Here is a 22,276-nt window from a genome sequence, read left to right as displayed (position 1 = left end):
TGGTGCACCAGGCGGGTGCCAGGCCGCCGCCGGGCCGGCTCACGCGGCCAGCGGGACCAGGGCGGCGTCCCGGCCGGCGGCCTTGCCATCGGCCGCGGCGGCGGGGGCATCGGCAGCGGTGCCAGCCGGGTGCGCCTGCTCGGACTGAGCGGGCTGAGCGAATAGCGCGCACTCGGTGCGCAGGTACTCGGCGAACGGCGCGGCCACCTCGGCATGGCGCAGCGCGAACTCCACCGTGGCTTTGAGGTAGCCGAGCTTGCTGCCGCAGTCGAAGCGGCGGCCTTCGTAGCGGTAAGCGAGCGCCTGTTCATGGCCGAGCAGCGCCTGGATCGCGTCCGTCAGCTGCAGCTCGCCGCCGGCGCCCGGCGTGAGCGCGTTCAGGTGCGCGAAGATGCTGGGCATCAGGACGTAGCGCCCGACCACGCCCAGGTTGGACGGCGCCGCCTCGGGCGCGGGCTTTTCCACGATGCCGGACATCTTGAACACGCGCTCGTCCCACGGCTTGCCTTCGATCACGCCGTAGGAGCGGGAATCCTCTGGCCGGATCGCTTCCACGCCGATGACGCTGCTGTGGTAGTGGTCGAAGACCTCGATCATCTGCCTGAGCACGGGTGTGCGCGCGTCCAGCAGGTCATCGGCCAGGATCACCGCGAACGCTTCGTCGCCGATGAGCTTGCTGGCGCACCGCACCGCGTGGCCGAGCCCGAGCGGCTCCGCCTGCCGCACATAGAAACAATCGACGTGGGCGGGCTTGATGCCGCGCACCAGGTCGAGCAGTGACTGTTTGCCGCGCGCCAGCAATTCCGCCTCCACTTCGTACGACTTGTCGAAGTGGTCCTCGATGGCACGCTTGCTGCGCCCGGTGACGAAGATCAGCTCGGTGATCCCGGCCGCGATGGCCTCTTCCACGGCGTACTGGACCAGCGGCTTGTCGACGACCGGCAACATCTCCTTCGGGCTTGCCTTGGTGGCGGGAAGGAAGCGCGTGCCGAGTCCGGCTACCGGAAATACGGCTTTCCTGATCTTGAGCATGGAGCGACTCCCGTAGTGTGGTTCTTCCGTTGACTTGCTGCGAGATGGGGGGCAAAACGAACTGCAAAACGGACCGCGGAACCGGCAGCGAAGCGCACTGCAAGACGGCTGCGGCCGGTCCAGGTGCAGCCAGCGTATCGCCGCGCCGATCCGGGCATCTGCCAACAGTTCGCCATATTCAGCCAGCGCGGCGGTGCGCGCGCCACAGGCCGGCGCGGCCCGACTAGAGTCGGACATGGGGCGGCACAAGCGTGCCGGCGTGCCTGTGCGCAATGGAAGGAATGATGAACTGGTACCGCATCACAGACCTCGGCGATGCCGCGGTGACGCTGCCGCTGGCGCTGGCCGTGGCCTTGTGGCTGCTGCAGGCAGACGGCTGGCGGGTCGCCTTGCGCTGGGCCGCCAGCCTCGCCGCGGGCGCGGCGCTGGTGCTGGCGAGCAAGCTGCTGAACGCCGGCTGCGGCATGTCGCTGGAGAGTTTCGACATGCGCGTGATCAGCGGCCACGCGATGTTGTCGGCGGCGGTGTGGTCGGTGTTCCTCGCCTTGCTCCTGCGCAGCATCAGGCCGGCATGGCGCGACGGCGGCTTCATGCTGGGGCTGTTGCTCGCGGCGCTGATCTGCCTGAGCCGCGTGATGCTCGCCGCGCATACCCCGACCGAAGTGATCGCGGGATGGCTGCTGGGCGGCACGATCGGAGGCTGGGTGCTGCGCGCATGCGCCGCCGCGCCCCGGCGGCTCGGCAATGGCGTGATCGCCGGGGTTGCACTACTCGGCTTGTGCACGGTTGCCTATGGACGCCATGCCCCTTTCGAGCAGATCATCTGGCACTACTCACCGTACTACGCACCGGTGATTTGTCGTTAGGGAGGCTAGTGTGCCGCTTCTTCCCCGCCTGCTTGCCGGGCCCCAGCCGTGCCGCCGCCAGCGCGCCATGGCCAGACATGTCCCGTTCCCGTTTGCCGCCTGCCTGCTCCTGTTCGCCTTCACGGCGTGCGGAGGCGACCGCAGCGCCGACAAGGCCAAGCCCCAGGCCAACGGCAGCGCGCCGCCCGCCGCCGCGGCGGGCGTGACCGACAGCGGCATCCTCAATTGCGCCGCGCCCGCCGCCAGCACCGATGCCGCGCCGGACGGCGATACCCTCGAGGCCGATACGCCGGGCAGCGACGGCACGCGGTTGTTCCCCGCAGGCAGTACCTTCCAGCTCAGCGTCACGACGCGGTCCGCCGCCGCCGATGTCGTGAACTGGACCATCGCCGACACCTGGGGCCGCTCCCGCGCCAGCGGCCAGTTCCCCGTGATCGCCGGCCCGCGCGTATCGACGCTGGACTGCAAGTCGACCATTGCCGGCTACTTCGCCGTATCGGTGAGCCTGGCGTCGGCCGGCGGCGGCGTGCGTTCGCGCGGCACCCGTCCCAACGGCATCGCCACGTTCGGCGTGCTGCCCGATATCTCCGCGGTGCTGCCGGCGGCAAGCTACGCGCGCCAGGACCTGCACCGCTTCGGCGGACAGGGCACGTCCTACCTCGCGCCGGGGCAGACGTGCTGCGACGGCGACGGCTATCGCCCGCTCTATCCCGCGCTGGGTTTGTCCTGGGCCAACGACAACCGCAACTGGTACAAGATGGAGCCCAACGGTCCCAATACCTTCAACCCGGCCACCGACCAGCTCGCGTCCTATTTCAAGCCGGGCGACCTGATGCGGCTGATCCAGCTCGACGGCATTCCCGACTGGGCCAGCCCCGTCGCCGATACCACCCACCACGCCTATGCGCCGAAATCCCTGCCGGCCTACCAGGACTACATGACGCGCGTGGGACAGGAATCGAACACGGTGCGCACGCGCTATTTCCCGGCGCAGTCGGCCAACTACTACCAGGTGACCTGGGAGCCGGACTATGACGGCGGCCTGCCGTGGAAAGACACCGACGCAAACTTCGTGGCGATGTACCGCGCCACCTGGCAGGGCATCCATGCGGGCGATCCCAGCGCCGTGGTGATGGGCACCACCAACGCCTTCCTGCGGCAGAACTCCGTCTGGATCGAGCGCCTGGTGCCGCTCGGCATCGCACAGTACCTCGATGGCGTGACCGCGCATGGCTACTACGATGCGGGCACTTCGCCGTCGCATCCGCCAGAGCGGCTGGTGGGTGCCGCCAGCGCCGACGACGCCGCGAATGCCTTGCCGGCCTCCATGCGCGAACTGCGTCACGTGATGGCCACGCGCCTCAAGCGCGGCGCCAAGCTGTTCGTCACCGAGACCGGCATCAGCTATGACATCGGCTCGACCTACGGCCCCGACTACCCGACGCAGAACATCCTCTTCGCGCACGGTGCGGTGACGGCGCGCACGCACCTGATCATGCTGGGCGAAGGCGCGGACGTGAGCTTCGTGTTCTACGCCGCCGACGCACCGATCGAGCCTGGCTACGGCATCTTCTTCGACCTGGCCAGCGCGAGCGGCAGCTTCGGCACGTCGAGCATCAGCCCCAAGCCCGCGGCGCTGGCGGTGGCGGTGATGACCCGGCTGATCGACGGCACCAATACGCTGGGTCCGCTCAAGGCCTTGCCTGCCGGCGTCTACGGCTATGCATTCCAGCGCCTGGGCAGCAATAGCGTAGTGACCGCGCTGTGGACGCACAACAATGCGAACTGGAGCGCCTCCACCGGCTTCAGCGCGACCTATAGCGTGCCTTACACGCTGCAGGTGGATGCGCCCGGCACCAGCGGCAGCGTGGCGGTGCTGGACATGATGGGCAACGTATCGACGGTGCCCTACGCCAATGGCGTGCTCACGCTCACGCTGACGGAGGCGCCGATCTACGTCATCTCGGCGAACGCCACGGTGGCGCAGGCCGGCGTGACCACGCCGGAGGGATATATCGCGCAATAGGGCGGGCGAGCCCGGCGCGGCGCCATCGGCAAGCGCCCGGCGTGGTTGCGTCGCCGCGGCAAGTCTGCCACCTGCGCCGCACGGCGGCTGCGATGGCACCGCCAGGGTGAGCGGCGCGGAGGGAAGAGAGGAACCGAGGAACGGATGGAAGCGGGCTGCGCGCCGAACGGCTGCGCATGCCTGTGCGGCGCGCAATGCGCAGCCATGCGAGATGCCGGCTGGCTATTTGTTGGCTATTTACTGGCTATTTGTCCCGGGCTTCGAACAGCGCGGTGACGTTCTTGGTCAGCACCAGCAGCGTGGCGGCTTCGGCCAGCGCCTGTTCCTTGCGGCGCAGCTCGCGCTCCAGCTCGCGGATCCTGCGCTGGTCCTGCTCGTGCAGGCGCCGCACGGCGCCCATGCCGCGGCTGTCCGACAGCGCCGCGGCGGCGCTGCGGCGCCAGTATTCCAGCTCGAGCGGGTCGACCGAGTTTTCGCGGCACCAGGCGGACTTCTGCAGCTCGCCCATGGCGCCGGTGGCCAGCACGGCTTCGAGCCGGGCTTCGCCGGCCGCAGCCGGGTCGGCCGACGGCATGGCCATGGCATCGGCGCGCCACCGCCCGAGTGCTGCCAACGAGATATGCATCTCGGTCGCGACCTGCTCGACGCTGGCATTCTCGGGAGGCAGCATCCGCGCTACCGCGAGATCCTTGATGGCCTGAGCATACCTAGCCACTGTGGTTCACCCTGTTTCTCCGTGCGACGGTATCCGGTGCGCTAGGCGGCGTGCTGTTCGCCGGGTTGCAGCGCCGGCTGGCCGCGCCGGTTGGCCGGGAAAAGTGCGTCCCGGATGCGCAAGAACGGAAATTCGATGGCCCGCGTGGCGGCATAGCCGACCAGGATGGCGACTGCGAACTGCACCACCAGCGCCAGGCCCCATAGCGGGATCGCCGGTACGCCGAACGCCGTTGCCTTGCGGATAAAGATCTCGCCGGGCGCCAGCGCCACCGAGTGCCACAGGTAGATCCCGTAGGAGTACACGCCGATCCACGCCACCGCGCGGTACAGCCGTGCGCTGCGCAGCGTGCCGGAATACTCGAGCACGAGCACGATCAGCGCGGCAAAGCCGATCGACTGGATGGTGTAGCCGATGGTTTCCTCCAGCACCAGGTTCCGCTGCAGCACCACCAGCCATACCACCGTGGCCGCGACGACCGATACCAGCACCAGCTTCCGGCTCGCTATGCGGCGGTACAGCTCGGGCTTCATCCAGTAGATCGTGGCCAGCATCACGCCGTACAGCAGGCTGTCGATGCGGTATTGCGTGTAGGCCGAAGCGCCCTCGAGGTCGCCGCTGGCCACCGCGAAGCAGCGTGCCGCCAGCACCACCACGCACAGCGCCGCCGTCACCCACAGGATGGTGCCGGCGCGCAGGCTCCAGCGCGCCACCAGCAGCAGCACCGCGGGCAGGAACAGGTAGAAGTGCTCCTCGACGGCAAGGCTCCAGGTCTGCGCGATGGAGCTGCCGAAATAGTTCTGCAAGTGCGTCAGGTTCTGGTACAGGAAGGAGCTGGTCGGGTGCCTGCCCGCGAGCACGTGGAACAGGATCAGTGCGTAGTACGCCGGCCAGATCTTGAAGATGCGGCGGATGATGAAGCGCCGCGCATCCACCTGCCCGCGCTGCGCATACTGGCGCAGYAGCAGCCCGCCGACGAGGAAGCCGCTCAGCGTAAAGAAGAGGTTGACGCCCTCGCGGCCGAAGTTCTTGAGCGGGTACTCGAGCAGCGCGATCCACTGGCTGCCGGTCGCGACCGTGTGGAAGTGCATCCCCATCACGGCAATGATGGCCAGCCCGCGAACGAAATCCAGCTCTATCGAGCGGTTTCCTATGTGCTTGCCGTGGGTGGCCGGGTTTTCCATATTGTTCTCCTCCAAGGGCGCTTCCGAAATGGTCCCGGCGGTGGTCCCGGCGCTGGTTCCGGCGGCCCCCGGCGCGGCCAGGGTGCGGGCGGCGCCTGGCTGGCCGCTGGCCACCTGGCCCGGCGTGCTGTACGCGCCAGGCTTACCGCTCGCCGTGCGTGCCAGGTTCACCTGGCGTACTGAAGCGCTTGCGGATAAACCGGCACGGATTGCCGCCGTAGATGCCTTCGGGCTCCAGCGAGCAATGCACCACCGACAGCGGCGTGACCACCGCCGAGCGCCCGATCGTGATGCCCTTCTGGACCACGCACCTGGCGGTGATCCACACGCCATCCTCGATCACGATCGGTGCGACCTGCAGGTCCATGCTGCCGTCCACTTCGTGCGAGCCGGCCGTGAGGAAGCTGCCTTGCGAGATGCACACGTTCGAGCCGATGCGGATCGGCGCCTGGTTGTAGATCCAGACGTCCACGCCGAACCAGCAACTGTCGCCGACCTCCAGGTTCCACGGCGACTTGACGCGAATCGGATGGACCAGCCGGCAGTGCCTTCCGATGCGCGCGCCGAACAGCCGCAGCAGGCCGGCGCGCAGGCCGGAAAATGGCATCAGCTTGTTGTTGATGATGAGCGCCTCGATCACGAACCAGATCGCCTCGACCAGCTGGCTGCGGCGGCGGACATAGTTGCCTTTGCCGGCGAGGTCGAGATCGATGACTCGGCCACCGGCGCGGCCTGCGTATGCCTGGCGGCTACCGTCGCGCACATCCGCTGCGCCGGCTTCGCGGCGCTTGGCCGCCCGATCCAGGTAATCTGCGTAAGCTTCGGTTTTCATGTCCGGCCCTTCGTGCTTCGCGTTCCGCTGGCGATTTCATTCATTTCGTTCCTGTCGGGAAAATTATCGAACGTGAAAACGCGGGCGCACCGCTATTTGGCCGGATTGGCCTCTGGCAAGGGGCGTTTTGGCGGCATCGCACTACGGCGCGCGGGTCGCGGGCCTCAGATGGCCGCGCGGCGCAGCGTCTGCTTGAATTCGCTCAGGGTGTTATGCGCCAGCAGGTGGGCGCGCGGTGGCCCTTGCGCAGGTACCGCCGGCTGCATTGCGCGCGCAGGCGAGGCGAGCTGGTCGAGAGCGCGCCCGATGGCCGCGACGGAGAGATCCTCCAGCACCGGCCCGAGTTCGCGGCCGTGGCAGAACCAGCCGATCAGCCCGTCGGCCGTGGCGATGACAGGCTTGCCGGCGCGGTAAGCCTGCACCAGCACTCCGCTCATGCCGTAGTGCCCCTTGTAGCCGAGCCATACCGCGTCGCAGGCGCAAAACAGGGCGGCTTCTTCCTCGTCGGTAATGAAGCGGTCCAGGATGAGCGGCGGAGGCAGCAATGCAGGCGCGGCCTCGCTCAGGAATGCGCGCATCTGCGCATCCTGCTGTCCCGCCACCACCAGGGCCGGCGCATGCGGGCGGCCCGCCAGCGCCGCCACCAGTTCGCAGATGCCCTTGCGCTCGGTGATGGCACCGTAGACCAGCAGGTGCGCGCCTTCGCCCAGCCCGAAGCGCGCCCTGGCCGCGGCGGGATCGGCCGGGAGGGCATCCGGACACGGGTCGGCAAGATAGGCGACGCAGGCAATCGAGGCGACATCCTGCGTGCGCCCGCCGGCGCGCGCGCACCATTGCGGCAGCGTCGGGTCGATCGACAGGAGCGTCTTCATGCCGCCGGTGCCGAGCGCGCGCCGGAACAGCCAGGTCTTGACCGCGTTGACCAGCGGCCGCCTGGGCGCCTTCACGCCCACCTTGCTGTGATGGAAGTTCGCGCGCATCGTGATGCCGACCCAGGGCACGGCGCCGAACGGCGAGCCCAGCAGCGGCAATATATAGAGGAAGTAGTCGGCATAGGGCACGACCACCAGCGAGGCGGCGCGCTCGGCGCTGGCGATGCGGAACGCGTGGCGGAACATGCGCCAGAAGCGCACATAGGCGATGCGGCCCAGGCCGTCGCCCGCCGCGGCCGGCGCCGGCACGAACAGGAGCGTGGTGTGCGGCTGGGGGCTGTCGAGCAGCCGCCGTGCGAGAGGGTGATCGCGGTTTGACGGATCGGTCGCTACCATGCAGTGATACCCGGCTTCGCGGTAAGCCTGCATCGCCCATTCGACATAGCGCCAGCGGTGCCCGGTAAAGTCGTGCTCGATGATCAGTGCGGTCGGGTCGGGCATGGCGTATCCAGGCCCGGCGCGGGCCGCCGTGCTGCAGGTTGCGAAAGACTCGTCCTTTTCACATTAGCACCGTGCCTGCCGCGCCAGCCGCCAATATGTGGCCACGCCTGGCGGAAAAGGACTGGGCCGGCGCGGCCGGGACGCAAGCTCGCGCCGGCGCGCTTGTCCACATGGTCATCGCCTTGGTGACGGATTAACGCTATGCCATGGCGATTCCCGCCTGCACGGCTACGGTAGATTGGGTCGCATGGCTCGCAATAGCCACCGGCGCGGCGCGTGACCATCTTTGTGCGCGTCGTCGCCGCCACCGCTGTCGCCACGGGACAACAGAGCAATATGGCCAGATCCCTGAAAGGTGTCGCATTCCTGCCACCGGGTAGCCTGGATGCGAGTTCGGCTGCGTGGGTGCTGGCGCAGCAGGTGCTGGTGCGCGGGCTGGTCGCCGTGAAGTTCCTCATGGTGGGGCGCATCCTCGGGCCGTCGGCCGTCGGCATCGCCGCGGTGGCGCTGCTGGCCGTGGCCATTGCCGAGGCCCTCAGCGACACGGGCCTGCCACAGGCCGTGGTGCAGGGCCAGCAGCCGCCCACGACCGACCAGCTCGGCGCGCTGTGGACCGTGCTGACCTGCCGCGGTGCGCTGGTGGCGTTGCTGCTGGCGGCGCTGGCGCCGGTGCTGCAGACGCAGTTCCACCTGGAGGGCGGCCTGCTGCCGCTGCTGATGGCCGCCGCGCTGCCGCTGCTGCGCGGGCTGGCCTCGCCGGCCTATTTCGTGGTCACGCGCGAGCGCGGCTTCCAGCAGATCGCCGGGGTCGAGGTGGCCGCCGCCGCCACCGACTGCGTGGTCGGCCTGGCCTGCGCGCTGGCCGGCGCCGGTGCCAGCGCCATCCTGATCGGCCTGCTGGCCGGCGAATCGCTCAAGAGCGCGCTGACCTGGCTGACCATGAAGCCCCGCCCGCCGCTGCGCCCGCGCTGGTCGGGCATCGGCCACTACATGGGATTCAGCCGCTGGATCTGGGCGGGCAGTGTGGTCAACCTGCTGCTCAACCAGTTCGACAAGGTCATCGTGGGCAAGCTGCTCGGGCCGGCCCAGCTCGGCGTGTACCAGATGTCGTCCAAGTTCGCGCAGATGCTGCTGGCCGACGCCGGGATCGCCATGTCGCAGTACCTGTTCCCCACCTTCGCCGCGCGCTTCCGCAAGCAGGACGGCTCCGACGCCACGCTGCTGCGGCGCTTCGTGCTGATCGGCGGCCTGGGGCTGGCCTGCGTGGTGGTGGTGCTGCGGCTGGTGGCGGAGCCGCTCTTCATGCTGATCCTGGGGCCGGCGTGGCTCGGCGCCGTGCCGCTGTTCCGCATCTTCACCATCTATATGGCGATCGGCGCGCTGATCGCCGTGCTGGTGGCGTACCTGCGGGCGGTGGGCCTGCCCAAGGCGGCCACGCAGGCCTCGGTGATCCAGATCGGCGTGCTGCTCGCCACGGTGCCCTTCGCCACGCACTACCGGGGCGCGATCGGCATTGCCTGGGCCATGACGCTGGGCCTGTCGTGCGCGGCCGGCTGGATGCTCTACCAGATACGCCGGCTACGGACAACGAGGAGGGCATGATGCGGATTCTCCATCTGGTGTTGACGCCGCGCCTGTCGGGCGCGGAGATGCTGGCCAAGGATCTGGCCATCCACCAGCAAGCCTATGGCGATACCGTGTGCGTGTCGGCGCTGATGCCGCAGCAGGACGATTTCCTGCCGCTGCGCGCCCAGCTCGACGCCGCCGGCGTGCGCTGCATGTTTCCCGACCAGCCGCGCCGCCTGCCCGGGCGCCTGTGGCACCTGCGCGGCGCGCTGCGCGCATACCAGCCCGACATCATCTTTGCCCACGCCACCATTCCGGCTTTCTATGCGCGCGCGCTGCCGTCGCGGGTGCCGGTGGTCTACGTGATGCACTCGGCCGCCAACGATTTCGAGAGCAAGCTGTTCCGCTGCGTCGAACGCCTGCTCTCCACGCGCGCCCGCGCGGTGATCGGCGTCTCGCAAGGGAACCTGCGCGACTACATCGGCGCGGTGGGCGAGCATCCGCTGATGGCGGTGATTCCCAACGGCGTGGACACCAGCCGTTTCTTCATCCACCCCGCGGCTACGCGCGAGGCGCCCGGCGACGCGCGCGCGCCGCTGGTGGTGCAGGTTGGGCGCTACGCGGCGATCAAGAACCAGCTGCAGACCGTGCTTGCGTTCCGCGAAGCGCTGCAGAGCGTGCCCGGCGCGCGGCTGGAAATGTATGGCGTGATCGAGGACCCGGCTTACTACGCCGAGGTCTGCGCGCTGGTGTCCAGCCTGGGGCTGGTCGACAGGGTCTGGGTCAACGGGCCGCAGAACAACGTGCCGGAGCTGCTGGCGGCGGCGAGCGTGTTCGCCATGCCGTCGGCCTCGGAGGCGCACAGCATCGCATTCCTGGAGGCGCTGGCCACGGGCGTGCCGGTGGTCGCCAGCGCCATTCCCGCCTTTGCCTTCGCACGGGACTACCCCGGCGTGCAGTTGCTCGATACCGGCGATGCCGCCGCGTATGGAGCGGCGCTGACGCGCGCGCTGGCGCAGCCGCGCGTGGCGCGCCCGCTCGACGGGCTGACGCTCAACGATACCGCCGGCCAGTACCGCCTCCTGGCGCGCAGGCTGCTGAGTTCGGCGTGACGCAGAGGTGGCAGAGGCGGGGCGCAGGTGTGATGGAGGCGTGGCGGAAGTGTGAGCGTGATGGCGCCTTGATACCAGGCAAGAGGGCGAGGGGAAAAAAGGAGGAGACATGGAACGCAAGCGCGTACTTGTATTGAGCCCGCATGCTGATGACGCCGAACTGGGCGTCGGCGGGTACCTGGCGCGGGTCGTCGACGCCGGCGGCGAAGTCCTGGTGGCCCTGGCGACGGCCGGCACCAGCCGTTCGCTGAACCTCGGGCGCGAAGTGAGCGAGCGCGAGCGGCTCGGGGAGTTCCTGGAGTCGATGAAGGTGCTGGGCGTGCAGGCAACCGAGATCCTGACCACCGGCTTCGATGGCGCGCTCGACGCCGTGCCGCGCGCGCAGATGATCCACCGCCTCGACATGTTGCAGAACCGCTTCGAACCCGACGAGGTGTTGATCCCGCTGGCCTCCTCGCACCAGGACCATCGCTACTGCTGGGAAGTCGGCCTCGCGGCTACGCGCCCGAGCCGCGCCAAGCATGCGCCTGGCCTAGTGGCCGCCTATGAGTATCCGGCGACTTGCTGGGGTGGCGGCGGCATCGTGAGCGTGGCTGGCGGCACCCTCTATATCGATGTGAGCACGACATGGCAGCGCAAGATCGATGCGCTGCGCCAGCACGTCTCGCAGATCCACGAAGGGGCCGGCCATCTGGTCGGGGTGGAAGGCGTCACCGCGCTGGCGCAGTGGCGCGGCGCCGAGTCCGGCTTCCCACTGGCCGAGGTATTGCACGTCCTGCGCATGCGCTGGGGCGCCTGACCGGCCCCGGCGGGCTGCCCGCAGGGCAGGTCGTTCCGGCCGCGCCGGAGGGCCTGCCCGTGCCTCGTCCGTCGTTCTCCTGAGTTCCATTCTCACGCTGCCGCCGCGCGAACCCGTGCGCGCCGCCGCTTGCGCGCGCCGGCGCTCGCACGCGGCGCATGCGCCATTTTCACCGCCGCGCCGGATGAAAGGCGCCGTAACAATAGAAGAATCTCGCGAACTGCGCATGTGGCTCAATCGGGATCGGATGCGACATATTAATTATTTTTTCTTAATTTTATTATTTGTAAAAAACTACAAAATGGCATTTCCGTCCGTGCGAAATTAATTGTAAGCAAAAGTTAATGTTATGACTATTGCCGTCCATGCACTTTAATAGGACCTTATGTTCGCTGGCACGCATTGTTTTTTCTGCGAAATTTGCTGCTTAGCAACATGGTGCCTACAGTGCAAGAACCTCATCCGGCGCCGTATTACAGCGGTTATGCGGGCCAGATTCTTGCTGGTGTAGTGGGAGGCGCATCCGATTTTTCAGGGATTTTTCTGATAGACGGATGCCTTCCGCCAACATCTCGCTACTTTCCGACACCGTCATATTCCTAGGGTTTCGGGATGGCTACGATGCAACGCAACACCAATTAAATATTCTCGCGGAAACGGTTCATCAATTCTTTGGGGGGAGAATCATGCCCTATGCGCAACTCGAACCGGCGACGGTTAGTTGGCTCAGTTCCTCGCTTAGCACTTCCATAAACCGTTCCAAGTGCGCCGTGCGTCGCGTTGGCATTCTCCTGTTCGACGGATTCTCCTTATTGGGGGCCGGGCTGGTGGCGGAACTGTTCCAGACCGCCAATGAATGCTCGGCCGCTGCTTCCGGAAAAGAGTCTGCCTACGACGTCCAGCTGCTTTCCGTCGATGGCGGGAGTGTCGCCTGCTCCGCCGCCATGCGGGTGTGGACGGACGGGCTCGATCCGCGTGAGTTCTCCGGCTTCGACGTCCTCTTCATCGCCGGCGGCGCGGGTGCGCGCAACGCCGCCGCCGACGAGCGGCTGCTGCGCTGGTTGCGCGTGGTGTCGCCCAGGACGGCAACCGTCAGGCCGATCGCCGAAGGGCGCGCGGTGCTGGCCGCGGCTGGCATCCTCAAGTCGCAGGGTGGCGAGCACAGCAACGTGATCTATGGCCTGCACAGCGCCGACGAGTCCGGCGAGCAGTACGAACTGGTGCGCAGCGCGCTGACGCTGATCAAGCGCGACCTGGGCCTGGACGTGGCGCGCGCGGTGGGCAGCCGCGTGATGCCGGCGTGGACCGCCCGCCTGATGCCACGGCTTGCCGACACCGGCACCACCAGCGTGGGCGACAAGATCCGCAGCGCCGCACGATGGCTCCACGAGCACTGCGAGCAGCAGATCTCCGTGTCCGACGCGGCCCAGGTGGCGACCATGAGCGAACGCAATTTCCTGCGACGCTTCAAGCTCGAAATGGGCGTGACGCCTTCTGACTACCTCCTGCACGCACGGCTCGACACCGCCTGCAGCTTCCTCGCCGAGACCGAGTTGCCGGTCGACAAGGTGGCAAGGCGCTGCGGCATGGGCAATGGCGACAGGCTGGCAAAGATCTTCCGCAAGCGCATGTCGATCTCGCCCACCGAGTACCGCCAGCGCAGCAAGTCCGGTGCCGCGGAAGCGGAGCAATGAGATGCGGGGAACCTGGCAGCAGCACAGGGCACAGCGCAGGCGCCATCGCTGCGTGTGCGCGCTGCTGCATCGGCTGGCGGCCGCCACGCACGGCGGCGCACAGCCAGGCGCAACGGGAGCACGGCTCCACTTGAAGGAGGACCGGGATATGTCGAATACGCTCGTGGAAGGCGATGCCGCGCACTTGTCGGCGCAAGCGCAGGTGCCGGATACTGCCGCGCGCTTGCGCATCACCCCGGTCGTGCTGGCGGGTGGCGCCGGTACCCGGCTGTGGCCGTTGTCGCGGGAGCACTTTCCCAAGCAGCTGATCGACCTGGTCGGCCCGGATTCGCTGCTGCAGGCCACCGTGCGCCGCATGCAAGGCTTCACGGGCAGGCATCCGGTGGAATCCACCGCCATCATCGTCTGCGGCGACGAGCACCGTTTTGTCACCGCGGAGCAATTGCAGGCCAGCGGCATGGAAGGCCGGCTGGTGGTGGAGCCGGTGCGGCGCAATACCGCGCCCGCGCTGACCCTGGCCGCGGCGCTGGCCTATGCCGGCGGCGAAGACGCGATCCTGGTGGTGATGCCGGCGGATCACGCCATCCCCGATACCGGCGCATTCCATCGCACGCTGGCGCTCGCCGCCGTCCACGCGGAGCAGGGCGCCATCGTCACGCTGGGCGTGCCGCCCACGCGCCCGGATACCGGCTACGGCTATATCAAGCTCGGCGAGCCGTTGCAGGACGGGGTGCGCCGCATGGAGCGCTTCGTCGAAAAGCCCGCGGTGGAACTGGCCACGCAATACGTGGCCAGCGGCAACTACTGGTGGAACAGCGGCATCTTCGTGGTGCGCGCAACGGTCTGGCTGAAAGCCATCGAGGTCCTGCATCCGGCCATCCACGAGATGTGCGTCGCCGCCGCCGCGGAAGGCGAGCAGGACGGCCAGTTCTTCCGGCCCTGCGCCAGGCAGTTCCTGCTGAGCCCGTCGGACTCGATCGACTATGCCGTGATGGAGCGGCTCGACAGCGCCGAGGCGCCCTGCCATGGCGTGGTGGTGCCCCTGGAGGCCGGGTGGTCCGATCTGGGCTCATGGGACGCGGTGTGGGACGCCATGGACAAGGATACGTCCGGCAATGCCGCGCGCGGCCGCGTGGTGTTCGAGGGGGCGCACTCCAGCTATGTGCACTCCGACGGCCGGCTGGTGGCCTGCGTGGGCACCAGCAATATCGTGGTGGTCGAGACCGCCGATGCGGTGCTCGTGGTGGACCGCTCGCACGTGCAGGACGTCAAGGACGTGGTTGCGCGCATGAAGATCCTGCACGCGCCGGAGGCCGATGCCCACCGCAAGGTGCGGCGCCCCTGGGGCTTCTACGACTCGATCGAGCACGGCGACCGCTTCCAGGTCAAGCGCATCGTGGTGCAGCCGGGTGCGCGCTTGTCGCTGCAGTTGCATCACCACCGCGCGGAGCACTGGGTGGTGGTCAGCGGCACCGCGCTGGTGGTGCGCGGAGATGAGAAGTTCCTGCTCAGCGAGAACCAGTCCACCTTCATTCCGCTGGGCGTGCTTCACCGCCTGGAGAACCCCGGGAAGCTGCCGCTGGAAATCATCGAGGTGCAGTCGGGCGGCTATCTCGGCGAAGACGACATCGTGCGTGTCGACGACACCTACGGGCGCTGCGCCTGACGGTCCCGCCCGGACGGCGGGCGCCGCAAGGCCGGTGCGAGCGGCCAGTGCGGGGCGAACAGCGAGGAAGGGAAGAGCGGGAAAAGAGGGAAAAGAGGGAAAAGGGACAAGCGGGCCAGGCGGGAAGAAACACGGAAACACGGGCAACAGATGCAACTGAGACGGCGGCACGGCGCGGGGCGGGGGTAGTTTCGGGCAAGGCAGGAAGGCACCGGGAGAGGGGAACATGCTGAAGATCGAAGGCTTGCTGGCACGCATGCTGGATGTCGCGCTGGTGTTCGCGGGAGCGGCCATCGCCTCGCACATCCGCTTCGACGAGATGGCGCAGCGCACCTTCTACGATGTCTTCCTCGCGCTGTCGGTGGCCTTCACGCTGGCATTGTTTCCCGCCTTCGGCATCTACGATTCCTGGCGCGGCCGCTCCAAGATCGGGCTGGCGGGGCACCTGGCGCTGGCGTGGCTGCTGGTGCAGCTGTGCGGCATCATGGTGCTGTTCTCCCTGCACCACGCCTCCATCGTCTCGCGGCTGTGGTTTGCCTACTGGACCGCTTCCACTGGCGCGCTGCTCATCCTCTCGCGCCTGCTCACGCACAGCGTGCTCGGCCAGGTGCGCAGCGCCGGCATGAACCTGCACAAGGTCGCCGTGGTGGGGTGCGGCGCGCACTGCAGCGCTGTCATCCGGCGCAGCGCAGGGGCGCCGGCCTCGGGTTTTCGCGTGGTCGCGGCGTTCAACGTGGCGCCCTCCGTGGGCAGCCTCAACGTGAAGGTGCCCACCTTCGAGGATCGGGTGGCCTTCCACCGCTACATCCGCTCGCAGGACATCCACGAAGTCTGGCTGGCGCTGCCGCTGTCGGAAGAGCGCACCATCCTGGAGTTCGTGGCGGAGTTCCGCGAGGAGCTGGTCAATGTCCGCTTCATGCCGGACCTGCGCAGCCTGGCCCTGTTCGACAGCGGCACCGTCGAGCTGATCGGCATGCCCGCCATCAACCTGGTGGCGTCGCCGCTGTCCCCCAGCGCGCTGCGGCAGAAGGATGTGTTCGACCGCCTGTTCGCCGCCGCCGCGCTGATCGGCTTGTCGCCGCTGCTGGTGGCCATCGCCATCGCCGTCAAGCTGTCCTCGCACGGGCCGGTGCTGTTCAGGCAGAAGCGCAAGAGCGCCGATGGCCGCATCTTCACCATCTACAAGTTCCGCTCGATGCGCGCGCATGCGGAGGCGGCGGGCGTGGTCACGCAGGCCACCCGCAACGATCCGCGCGTCACGCGCGTGGGGGCCTTCCTGCGCCGTACCAGCCTGGACGAGCTGCCGCAGTTCTTCAACGTGTTGCGCGGGGACATGTCGGTGGTGGGCCCGCGCCCCCATGCCATCGAGCATGACGACCAGTACCAGAAGCTGGTGAGCGGATACATCCACCGCTATCGCGTGAAGCCCGGCATCACCGGCTGGGCCCAGGTCAACGGCTTTCGCGGCGAGACCGACCGCATCGAAAAAATGGAAGGCCGCATTGCCTGCGACCTGTACTACCTGGGCAACTGGTCGTTCGCGCTGGACATGCGCATCATCGCGGCCACCGTGGTCAAGGGGCTGATTCATCGCAACGCATATTGAAGAACGCCTGCGCTGCGCCGCAGGCGGACAAGCAATGGTCACAGGGAGTCAAAGCTATGGCTGCGAAGTTCGACACCCAGTACACAGATGTCTCCGGCGGGTCGGAGCTTCGCCTTTCCGACTACCTCGTCACGCTGCTTGAGAACTGGCGCATGATCACCGCCGTCACGCTGCTGGCGCTGGCGGTGGGCACCTGCTTCGCGTTCCTGCAAAGCCCGGTCTACCGTGCCGACGCGATGATCCAGGTGGAAGACAGCAAGGGCAACCAGAACCAGAACCAGAACAATTCGCTGCAGACGCTGTCCTCGATCTTCGATTCCAAGTCCTCCGCGGCGGCCGAGACCGAGCTGATCCGCTCGCGGCTGGTGGTGGAAGAAGCCGTACGCAAGCTGCACCTGGATATCGCCGCCGGGCCGCGCTACTTTCCCGTGATCGGGCGCTGGCTGGCATCGCTCAACGGGAGCTTGGCGGCGCCGACGACGCTGCTGGGCCTGTCCGACTACGCGTGGGGCCCGGAGTCGATCACGATGTCCTCGTTCGAGACGCCGCAGAAGTCATACGGCAAGCCATTCGTGCTGGTGGTCGAGGGCGATCGCAGCTATAGCCTGCGCGACCCCGATGGCAACCCCGTGCTGCAGGGCCGCGTCGGCGAAGAGACCACCGGCACCACGCCGCTGGGTCCGGTGAGCGTGCGCATCGACCAGCTGGTGGGGCGCAAGGGCTCGCAGTTCGTGCTGGTGCGCTCATCCACCGTCGGCACCGTGGAGCGCATCCAGCGCGCGCTCTCGGTCGGCGAACTGACGCTGCAGTCGGGCATCATCCGTGCGAGCCTCGAAGGCCCGGACAGCAAGCTCACCGCCGATATCATCAACACCATCGCGCGCCAGTTCGTGCAGCAGGACATCGGGCGCCGCTCGGCCGAGGCCGAGCACACCCTGGCCTTCCTCGACCAGCAGCTGCCGGCCCTGCGCAAGCAGCTCGATCAGGCCGAGGAGCGCTACAACGCCTTCCGCAACCGCCAGGGCACCGTCAATCTCGGGGAAGAGAGCCGCCTGCTGCTGCAGCAGATCGTGGACAACAAGGCCAGCCTGGACAAGCTGCAGACGCGGCTGTCCGAGGTGCGCACGCTCTACACCGACCAGAACCCCGCCGTGCAGGCGCTGACCGCGCAGATCGCCACGCTGACCTCGCAGCAGGGCGCGCTGCGCCGCAAGGTGTCGGTGCTGCCAGATACCGAACAGGCCGCTTTGCGCCTGGAGCGCGATGTACGCGTCAACACGGAGCTGTACACCAACCTGCTCAACAATGCCCAGCAGTTGCGCGTGGTCAAGGCGGGGCAAGTCGGCAACGTGCGCGTGGTGGACTTCGCCGAGCCGGCGGACGACCCCGTGCGCCCGCAGCGCGTCGTGCTGATCCTGATCAGCGGCGGCGTCGGCCTGGTGCTGGGCGCGTTGCTGGCCTTCCTGCGCAAGGGGCTGTATGGCGGGGTGGAGCATCCGCAGGAGCTGGAGCGGATGCTGGGCGTGCCGGTTTGCGCGGTGATCCCGCGCAGCCGCACCCAGCTGCGGCTGCAGCGTGAAATCCACTCTGGCCGCAACCGCCAGGGCGTACTGGCGGCGCGCGCGCCCGACGACATCGCCGTGGAGGGCGTGCGCAGCCTGCGCACGGCCTTGCGGGGTGCGCTGGCCACCGCCAGCAACAACGTGGTGATGCTGACCGGGTCGAGCCAGGATGCCGGCAAGTCGTTCATGTCGGTCAACCTGGCCGCGCTGGTGGCATCGGGGCGCAAGCGCGTGCTCCTGATCGACGGCGACATGCGCCGCGGCGAGGTCCACGCGCATTTCGGGCTGGCGCAGGTGCCGGGCCTGTCCGATGCGCTGATGGGCACGGATATCGATTCCGTGGTGGTGCACGACGTGCTGCCCGGCCTGGATGTGCTGCCGCGCGGCACGCTGCCCGCCGATCCCGCCGAGCTCCTGATGAGCGAGCGCCTGGACTCCCTGCTCGACCACTTCAAGCAGCGCTATGACATGGTCGTCATCGACACGCCGCCGGTGCTCGCGGTGACCGATGCGGCGCTGCTGGGCCGGCATGCCGGCACCACGCTGCTGGTGGTGCGGCATGGCCGCCATTCGGCCAACGAAGTGGCCGAGACCGCGCGGCGGCTCAACAACGGCAGCGTCACGCTGCAGGGCGTGCTGCTCACCGACGTGCCCAAGCCGCCCTTGCAGCTGCGCACGGGCTACACCGATTACTACGGTTACCAGGGCAGCGCGAAGTAGCGCGCCCGCCACCGGGCGCGGCCCGGTCCGCGATGCAGATCACCAATACCAACACCAACACCAACGCACGGCGGGAGAATGACGATGACGCACAAGGTTGCTCTGATCACAGGCATTACCGGGCAGGATGGCTCTTATCTTGCGCAGCTGCTGCTGGAAAAGGGGTACGAGGTGCACGGCGTCAAGCGGCGCACCTCCCTGTTCAACACGGACCGCATCGATCATCTCTATCGCGAGCCGCACGATCCCGACCGGCACTTCTTCCTGCATCACGGCGACCTGACCGACGCGAGCAGCATGCTGCGCGTCATCCAGCAGGTGTTGCCCGACGAGATCTACAACCTGGCGGCGCAGAGCCACGTGGCGGTGTCCTTCGAGGAGCCCGAGTACACGGCCAACGCCGACGGGCTCGGCACGCTGCGGCTGCTCGAAGCCATCCGCATCCTCGGGCTGGAGAAGAAGACGCGCTTCTACCAGGCCTCGACCTCGGAGCTGTACGGGCTGGTGCAGGAAGTGCCGCAGAAGGAAACCACGCCGTTCTATCCGCGCAGCCCGTACGCGGTGGCCAAGCTCTACGCCTACTGGATCACGGTCAATTACCGCGAGGCCTATGGCATGTATGCCTGCAACGGCATCCTCTTCAACCACGAGAGCCCGGTGCGCGGCGAGACCTTCGTCACGCGCAAGATCACGCGCGCGATCTCGCGCATCGCGGTGGGGCTGCAGGACGAGTTCTACCTTGGCAACCTCTCCGCGCTGCGCGACTGGGGCCATGCGCGGGACTACGTGGAGATGCAGTGGCTGATGCTGCAGCAGGAGCATCCGGAGGATTTCGTCATCGCCACCGGCGAGCAGTACAGCGTGCGCGATTTCGTCCAGTGCGCCGCGGCGGAGCTGGGGGTGACGGTGCGCTTCGAAGGCACGGGCGTGGACGAGGTTGGCGTGGTGGAGCGGGTGCAAGGCAAGGAAACCCGTCTCGCGCCGGGCAAGGTGATCCTGCGCGTGGACCCGAAGTATTTCCGCCCCACAGAGGTGGAGACGCTGCTGGGAGACCCGTCCAAGGCCCATGAGAAGCTCGGCTGGAAGCCCACGACATCGTTCGCCAAGCTGGTCAAGGAAATGGTGCGGGCCGACTTCCAGATTGCCCGGCGCGACGCGCTGGTGACACTGGCCGGCTTCCAGGCGCTCGAGCATCACGAGTAACGCCACCCCGTCATCCACAAACGACTCCACGAGCGACTCCAACAGCAAGAGCCATGGAAAAAGACTCCGTTATCTATATCGCCGGGCACAACGGCATGGTGGGCTCGGCGCTGCTGCGGCGCCTGCGCGCCGAGGGATACAGCAACCTGGTCACGCGTGACCGCGCCGAACTGGATCTGACCGACCAGGGTGCCGTGCACCGCTTCTTCGCCGACGAGGGCATCGACGTCGTGCTGCTGGCCGCCGCGCGCGTCGGCGGGATCCTTGCCAATGCCCTGCGCCCGGTCAATTTTCTCTATGAGAACCTGGTCATCGAGACCAATGTGATCCACGCCGCGTACCAGGCCGGCGTGGGGAGGCTGGTGTTCTTCGGCTCCTCGTGCATCTATCCGCGCGAATGCCAGCAGCCCATCCGCGAGGAGTACCTGCTGGCCGGTCCGCTGGAGCGCACCAACGAGGCCTACGCGATCGCCAAGATCGCCGGGCTGAAGCTGTGCGAGGCATACAACCGCCAGTACGGCGCGCGCTATTTCAGCCTGATGCCGACCAACCTGTACGGCCCGAACGACAACTACGACCTGTCCACCAGCCACGTGCTGCCCGCGCTGATCAGCAAGGCCTACACGGCGGTGCGGGAGGGCGCATCGACCTTGCAGATCTGGGGCACCGGCACGCCGCGGCGCGAGTTCCTGCACGTGGACGACCTCGCCGCGGCCACGCTGTTCATGCTCGAGCACGACGTGGCCGAAGGCGTGTTCAACGTCGGCACCGGCACGGACCTGCCGATCCGCGAGCTGGCCGAGCGCATCTGCCGTGTCGCCGGGTTCGCGGGCACGCTGTCGTTCGACACCTCCAAGCCGGACGGCACGCCAAGCAAGCGGCTGGACATTTCCAGGCTGGCGCGGCTCGGCTGGCAGCCCGCGATCAGCCTCGACGAGGGTATCGAATCCGTCTACCAGGAGTACGCGAGTCGCAGGGATGGTGCCTTGCCCGGGGGGGCGCCGGCCGAGGCCGACGCACAGGCAAGCGCCGTCATCGAGTGACGAGATACAGGAGCGAATCATGGCAGGTTCAGTCACCATATTCCATAACATCGTCTGGTCACGTCACAAGGGCGCCGTGTTCTCGGCGTTGTACAGCCAGTCGGCGGCCAGCCCGATCCGGTACACCATGGTGCAGATCGCCGAGACCGAGCACTACCGGGTGGGCTTTTCCGATGTGGACTACTCCTTCCACAAATACCCGATGCACCAGCTGTACACCGGCTGCTACGAGGACGTGCCGCGCTGGAAGATGACAGCGCGCCTGACCTGGGAAGTGTTCAAGGCCAAGAGCGAGCTGGTGGTGCTGCCGGGCTATCACCGGCCGGAGTACTGGGCCATGCTGCTGGCTTGCATCGTCACCGGCAAGCGGCGCGCGGTGTTCTGCGATTCCACCGGGCGCGACCGGCCCCGGCGCATGCTGACCTCGATCCCCAAGCGGCTGTTCTTCTCGTTGTGCCACGGCTATTTCGGCTTCGGCGAGCGCAGCCGTGAATACCTGATGTCGCTCGGCGCCAAGCCCGAGCTGATCTTCACGCCATGCCAGGCCGCGGCGATGCCGGCCACGTACCGGCCAGAGCAGGTGGTGCGCGAACGCCTGCGCCACCGGGCCGATGGCAAGCCGGTGTTTCTCTACGTGGGCCGCCTGTCCGAGGAAAAGGGCCTCGATACCTTGCTGAGCGCGTTTGCCGGGCTGCGCAAGCAGATCCCCGCGGCCACGCTGCGCATCGTCGGCACCGGCCCGCTGGCCGGCACCTTGAGCCAGATGGCGGCCAGCCTGGGAATCGAGGATGCGGTGTGCCAGGTCGGCAGCCTGCAGGACGAGGGGCTGTCGCAGGAGTATTACCGGGCGGTCTGCATGGTGCTGCCGAGCCATAGCGAGCCGTGGGGGCTGGTGGTCAACGAGGCACTGAGCCACGGCTGCCCGACGGTCGCCAGCGATATCTGCGGGTGCGTGCCCGAGCTGGTGCTGGAGGGCGAGACCGGCTTTGCGGTGCCGGTGCGCGACGCCGCCGCGCTGCAGACCGGCATGGCGCGGGCGGTGAAGGCGTTCGCGGACACCCAGGTCACGGCGGAGCGTTGCCTTGCCGTGATCCGGCGCTTCGACCCGGCCAATGCGGCATCGAACATCGCCAGGGGCTGCGCCGCGATGCTCAGTGCGCCTGACATGCACCAGCGCACCGGGGTGCAGACCTGAAGCCATTCGCCACACAGACGCCGCGATGCCTGGCTGACGGGCAGGGCATCGCGGCCCGAGTCATTTCGCGGAAGTTCGAGGG

General features: G+C 67.6%; 16 protein-coding genes and 1 pseudogene. 12 read left to right on the top strand and 5 right to left on the bottom strand.

Annotation, left to right across the window (positions count from 1 at the left end; all coding sequences use genetic code 11):
* Positions 1 to 39: 39 nt before the first annotated feature.
* Positions 40 to 1,032 (bottom strand): UTP--glucose-1-phosphate uridylyltransferase GalU, encoded by a 993-nt coding sequence (galU, locus tag AC1DK4_RS05895; RefSeq protein WP_441614584.1) that lies wholly within the window; start codon positions 1,030 to 1,032, stop codon positions 40 to 42.
* A 281-nt stretch (positions 1,033 to 1,313) separates the two neighbouring features.
* Between galU and AC1DK4_RS05890 the strand changes: the two genes are divergently transcribed.
* Both AC1DK4_RS05890 and AC1DK4_RS05885 read left to right on the top strand, forming a co-directional pair.
* Positions 1,314 to 1,898 carry a phosphatase PAP2 family protein gene (locus tag AC1DK4_RS05890; RefSeq protein ID WP_441614582.1) on the top strand — a complete coding sequence of 195 codons (585 nt, stop codon included), beginning with the start codon at positions 1,314 to 1,316 and terminating at the stop codon, positions 1,896 to 1,898.
* Between the two features lie 67 nt (positions 1,899 to 1,965).
* The gene (locus tag AC1DK4_RS05885; RefSeq protein ID WP_441614580.1) at positions 1,966 to 3,924 is read left to right on the top strand and encodes a hypothetical protein; all 1,959 of its coding nucleotides are present in this window, start codon (positions 1,966 to 1,968) and stop codon (positions 3,922 to 3,924) included.
* Positions 3,925 to 4,204: 280 nt separating this feature from the next.
* Here AC1DK4_RS05885 and AC1DK4_RS05880 read toward each other — a convergent pair.
* From AC1DK4_RS05880 to AC1DK4_RS05865, 4 genes and pseudogenes are all read right to left on the bottom strand, one after another.
* Positions 4,205 to 4,639 (bottom strand): annotated as a pseudogene (locus tag AC1DK4_RS05880) (IS3-like element ISAzo10 family transposase); the annotation flags it as partial.
* 41 nt (positions 4,640 to 4,680) lie between these two features.
* Positions 4,681 to 5,823, bottom strand: coding sequence for an acyltransferase family protein (locus tag AC1DK4_RS05875; protein ID WP_441614578.1), 1,143 nt, complete (start codon positions 5,821 to 5,823; stop codon positions 4,681 to 4,683).
* 142 nt (positions 5,824 to 5,965) lie between these two features.
* Positions 5,966 to 6,655 (bottom strand): DapH/DapD/GlmU-related protein, encoded by a 690-nt coding sequence (locus AC1DK4_RS05870; protein WP_441614576.1) that lies wholly within the window; start codon positions 6,653 to 6,655, stop codon positions 5,966 to 5,968.
* A gap of 164 nt (positions 6,656 to 6,819) precedes the next feature.
* Positions 6,820 to 8,028: a glycosyltransferase family protein gene (locus AC1DK4_RS05865; RefSeq protein WP_441614574.1), complete on the bottom strand. Its 1,209-nt coding sequence runs from the start codon at positions 8,026 to 8,028 to the stop codon at positions 6,820 to 6,822.
* Positions 8,029 to 8,364: 336 nt separating this feature from the next.
* Here AC1DK4_RS05865 and AC1DK4_RS05860 point away from each other — a divergent pair, with 336 nt between their 5' ends.
* The 10 genes from AC1DK4_RS05860 (at position 8,365) to AC1DK4_RS05815 (ending at position 22,194) form a co-directional block, all read left to right on the top strand.
* A complete protein-coding gene (locus tag AC1DK4_RS05860; RefSeq protein WP_441614751.1) occupies positions 8,365 to 9,630 on the top strand; it encodes an oligosaccharide flippase family protein in 1,266 nt (421 codons plus the stop codon).
* Positions 9,630 to 10,706: a glycosyltransferase family 4 protein gene (locus AC1DK4_RS05855; RefSeq protein WP_441614749.1), complete on the top strand. Its 1,077-nt coding sequence runs from the start codon at positions 9,630 to 9,632 to the stop codon at positions 10,704 to 10,706. Before AC1DK4_RS05860 ends, AC1DK4_RS05855 begins: the two co-directional genes overlap by 1 nt.
* Before the next feature lie 109 nt (positions 10,707 to 10,815).
* The gene (locus tag AC1DK4_RS05850; protein ID WP_441614572.1) at positions 10,816 to 11,505 is read left to right on the top strand and encodes a PIG-L deacetylase family protein; all 690 of its coding nucleotides are present in this window, start codon (positions 10,816 to 10,818) and stop codon (positions 11,503 to 11,505) included.
* A 686-nt stretch (positions 11,506 to 12,191) separates the two neighbouring features.
* Positions 12,192 to 13,199 (top strand): GlxA family transcriptional regulator, encoded by a 1,008-nt coding sequence (locus AC1DK4_RS05845; protein ID WP_441614570.1) that lies wholly within the window; start codon positions 12,192 to 12,194, stop codon positions 13,197 to 13,199.
* A gap of 148 nt (positions 13,200 to 13,347) precedes the next feature.
* Positions 13,348 to 14,865 (top strand): mannose-1-phosphate guanylyltransferase/mannose-6-phosphate isomerase, encoded by a 1,518-nt coding sequence (locus tag AC1DK4_RS05840; protein WP_441614568.1) that lies wholly within the window; start codon positions 13,348 to 13,350, stop codon positions 14,863 to 14,865.
* 226 nt (positions 14,866 to 15,091) lie between these two features.
* Positions 15,092 to 16,471 carry an undecaprenyl-phosphate glucose phosphotransferase gene (locus AC1DK4_RS05835; protein WP_441614566.1) on the top strand — a complete coding sequence of 460 codons (1,380 nt, stop codon included), beginning with the start codon at positions 15,092 to 15,094 and terminating at the stop codon, positions 16,469 to 16,471.
* A 56-nt stretch (positions 16,472 to 16,527) separates the two neighbouring features.
* A complete protein-coding gene (locus AC1DK4_RS05830; protein WP_441614564.1) occupies positions 16,528 to 18,753 on the top strand; it encodes a polysaccharide biosynthesis tyrosine autokinase in 2,226 nt (741 codons plus the stop codon).
* An 84-nt stretch (positions 18,754 to 18,837) separates the two neighbouring features.
* The gene (gene gmd / locus AC1DK4_RS05825) at positions 18,838 to 19,956 is read left to right on the top strand and encodes a GDP-mannose 4,6-dehydratase (RefSeq protein WP_441614562.1); all 1,119 of its coding nucleotides are present in this window, start codon (positions 18,838 to 18,840) and stop codon (positions 19,954 to 19,956) included.
* A 53-nt stretch (positions 19,957 to 20,009) separates the two neighbouring features.
* A complete protein-coding gene (locus AC1DK4_RS05820; RefSeq protein ID WP_441614560.1) occupies positions 20,010 to 20,999 on the top strand; it encodes a GDP-L-fucose synthase family protein in 990 nt (329 codons plus the stop codon).
* Between the two features lie 19 nt (positions 21,000 to 21,018).
* Complete coding sequence (locus tag AC1DK4_RS05815) at positions 21,019 to 22,194, top strand: glycosyltransferase family 4 protein (RefSeq protein WP_441614558.1); 1,176 nt, start codon at positions 21,019 to 21,021, stop codon at positions 22,192 to 22,194.
* Positions 22,195 to 22,276 lie beyond the last annotated feature (82 nt).

The sequence above is a fragment of the Cupriavidus sp. 05N38 genome, assembly GCF_056397345.1.
This window is presented reverse-complemented; position numbering and strand designations above follow the sequence as displayed.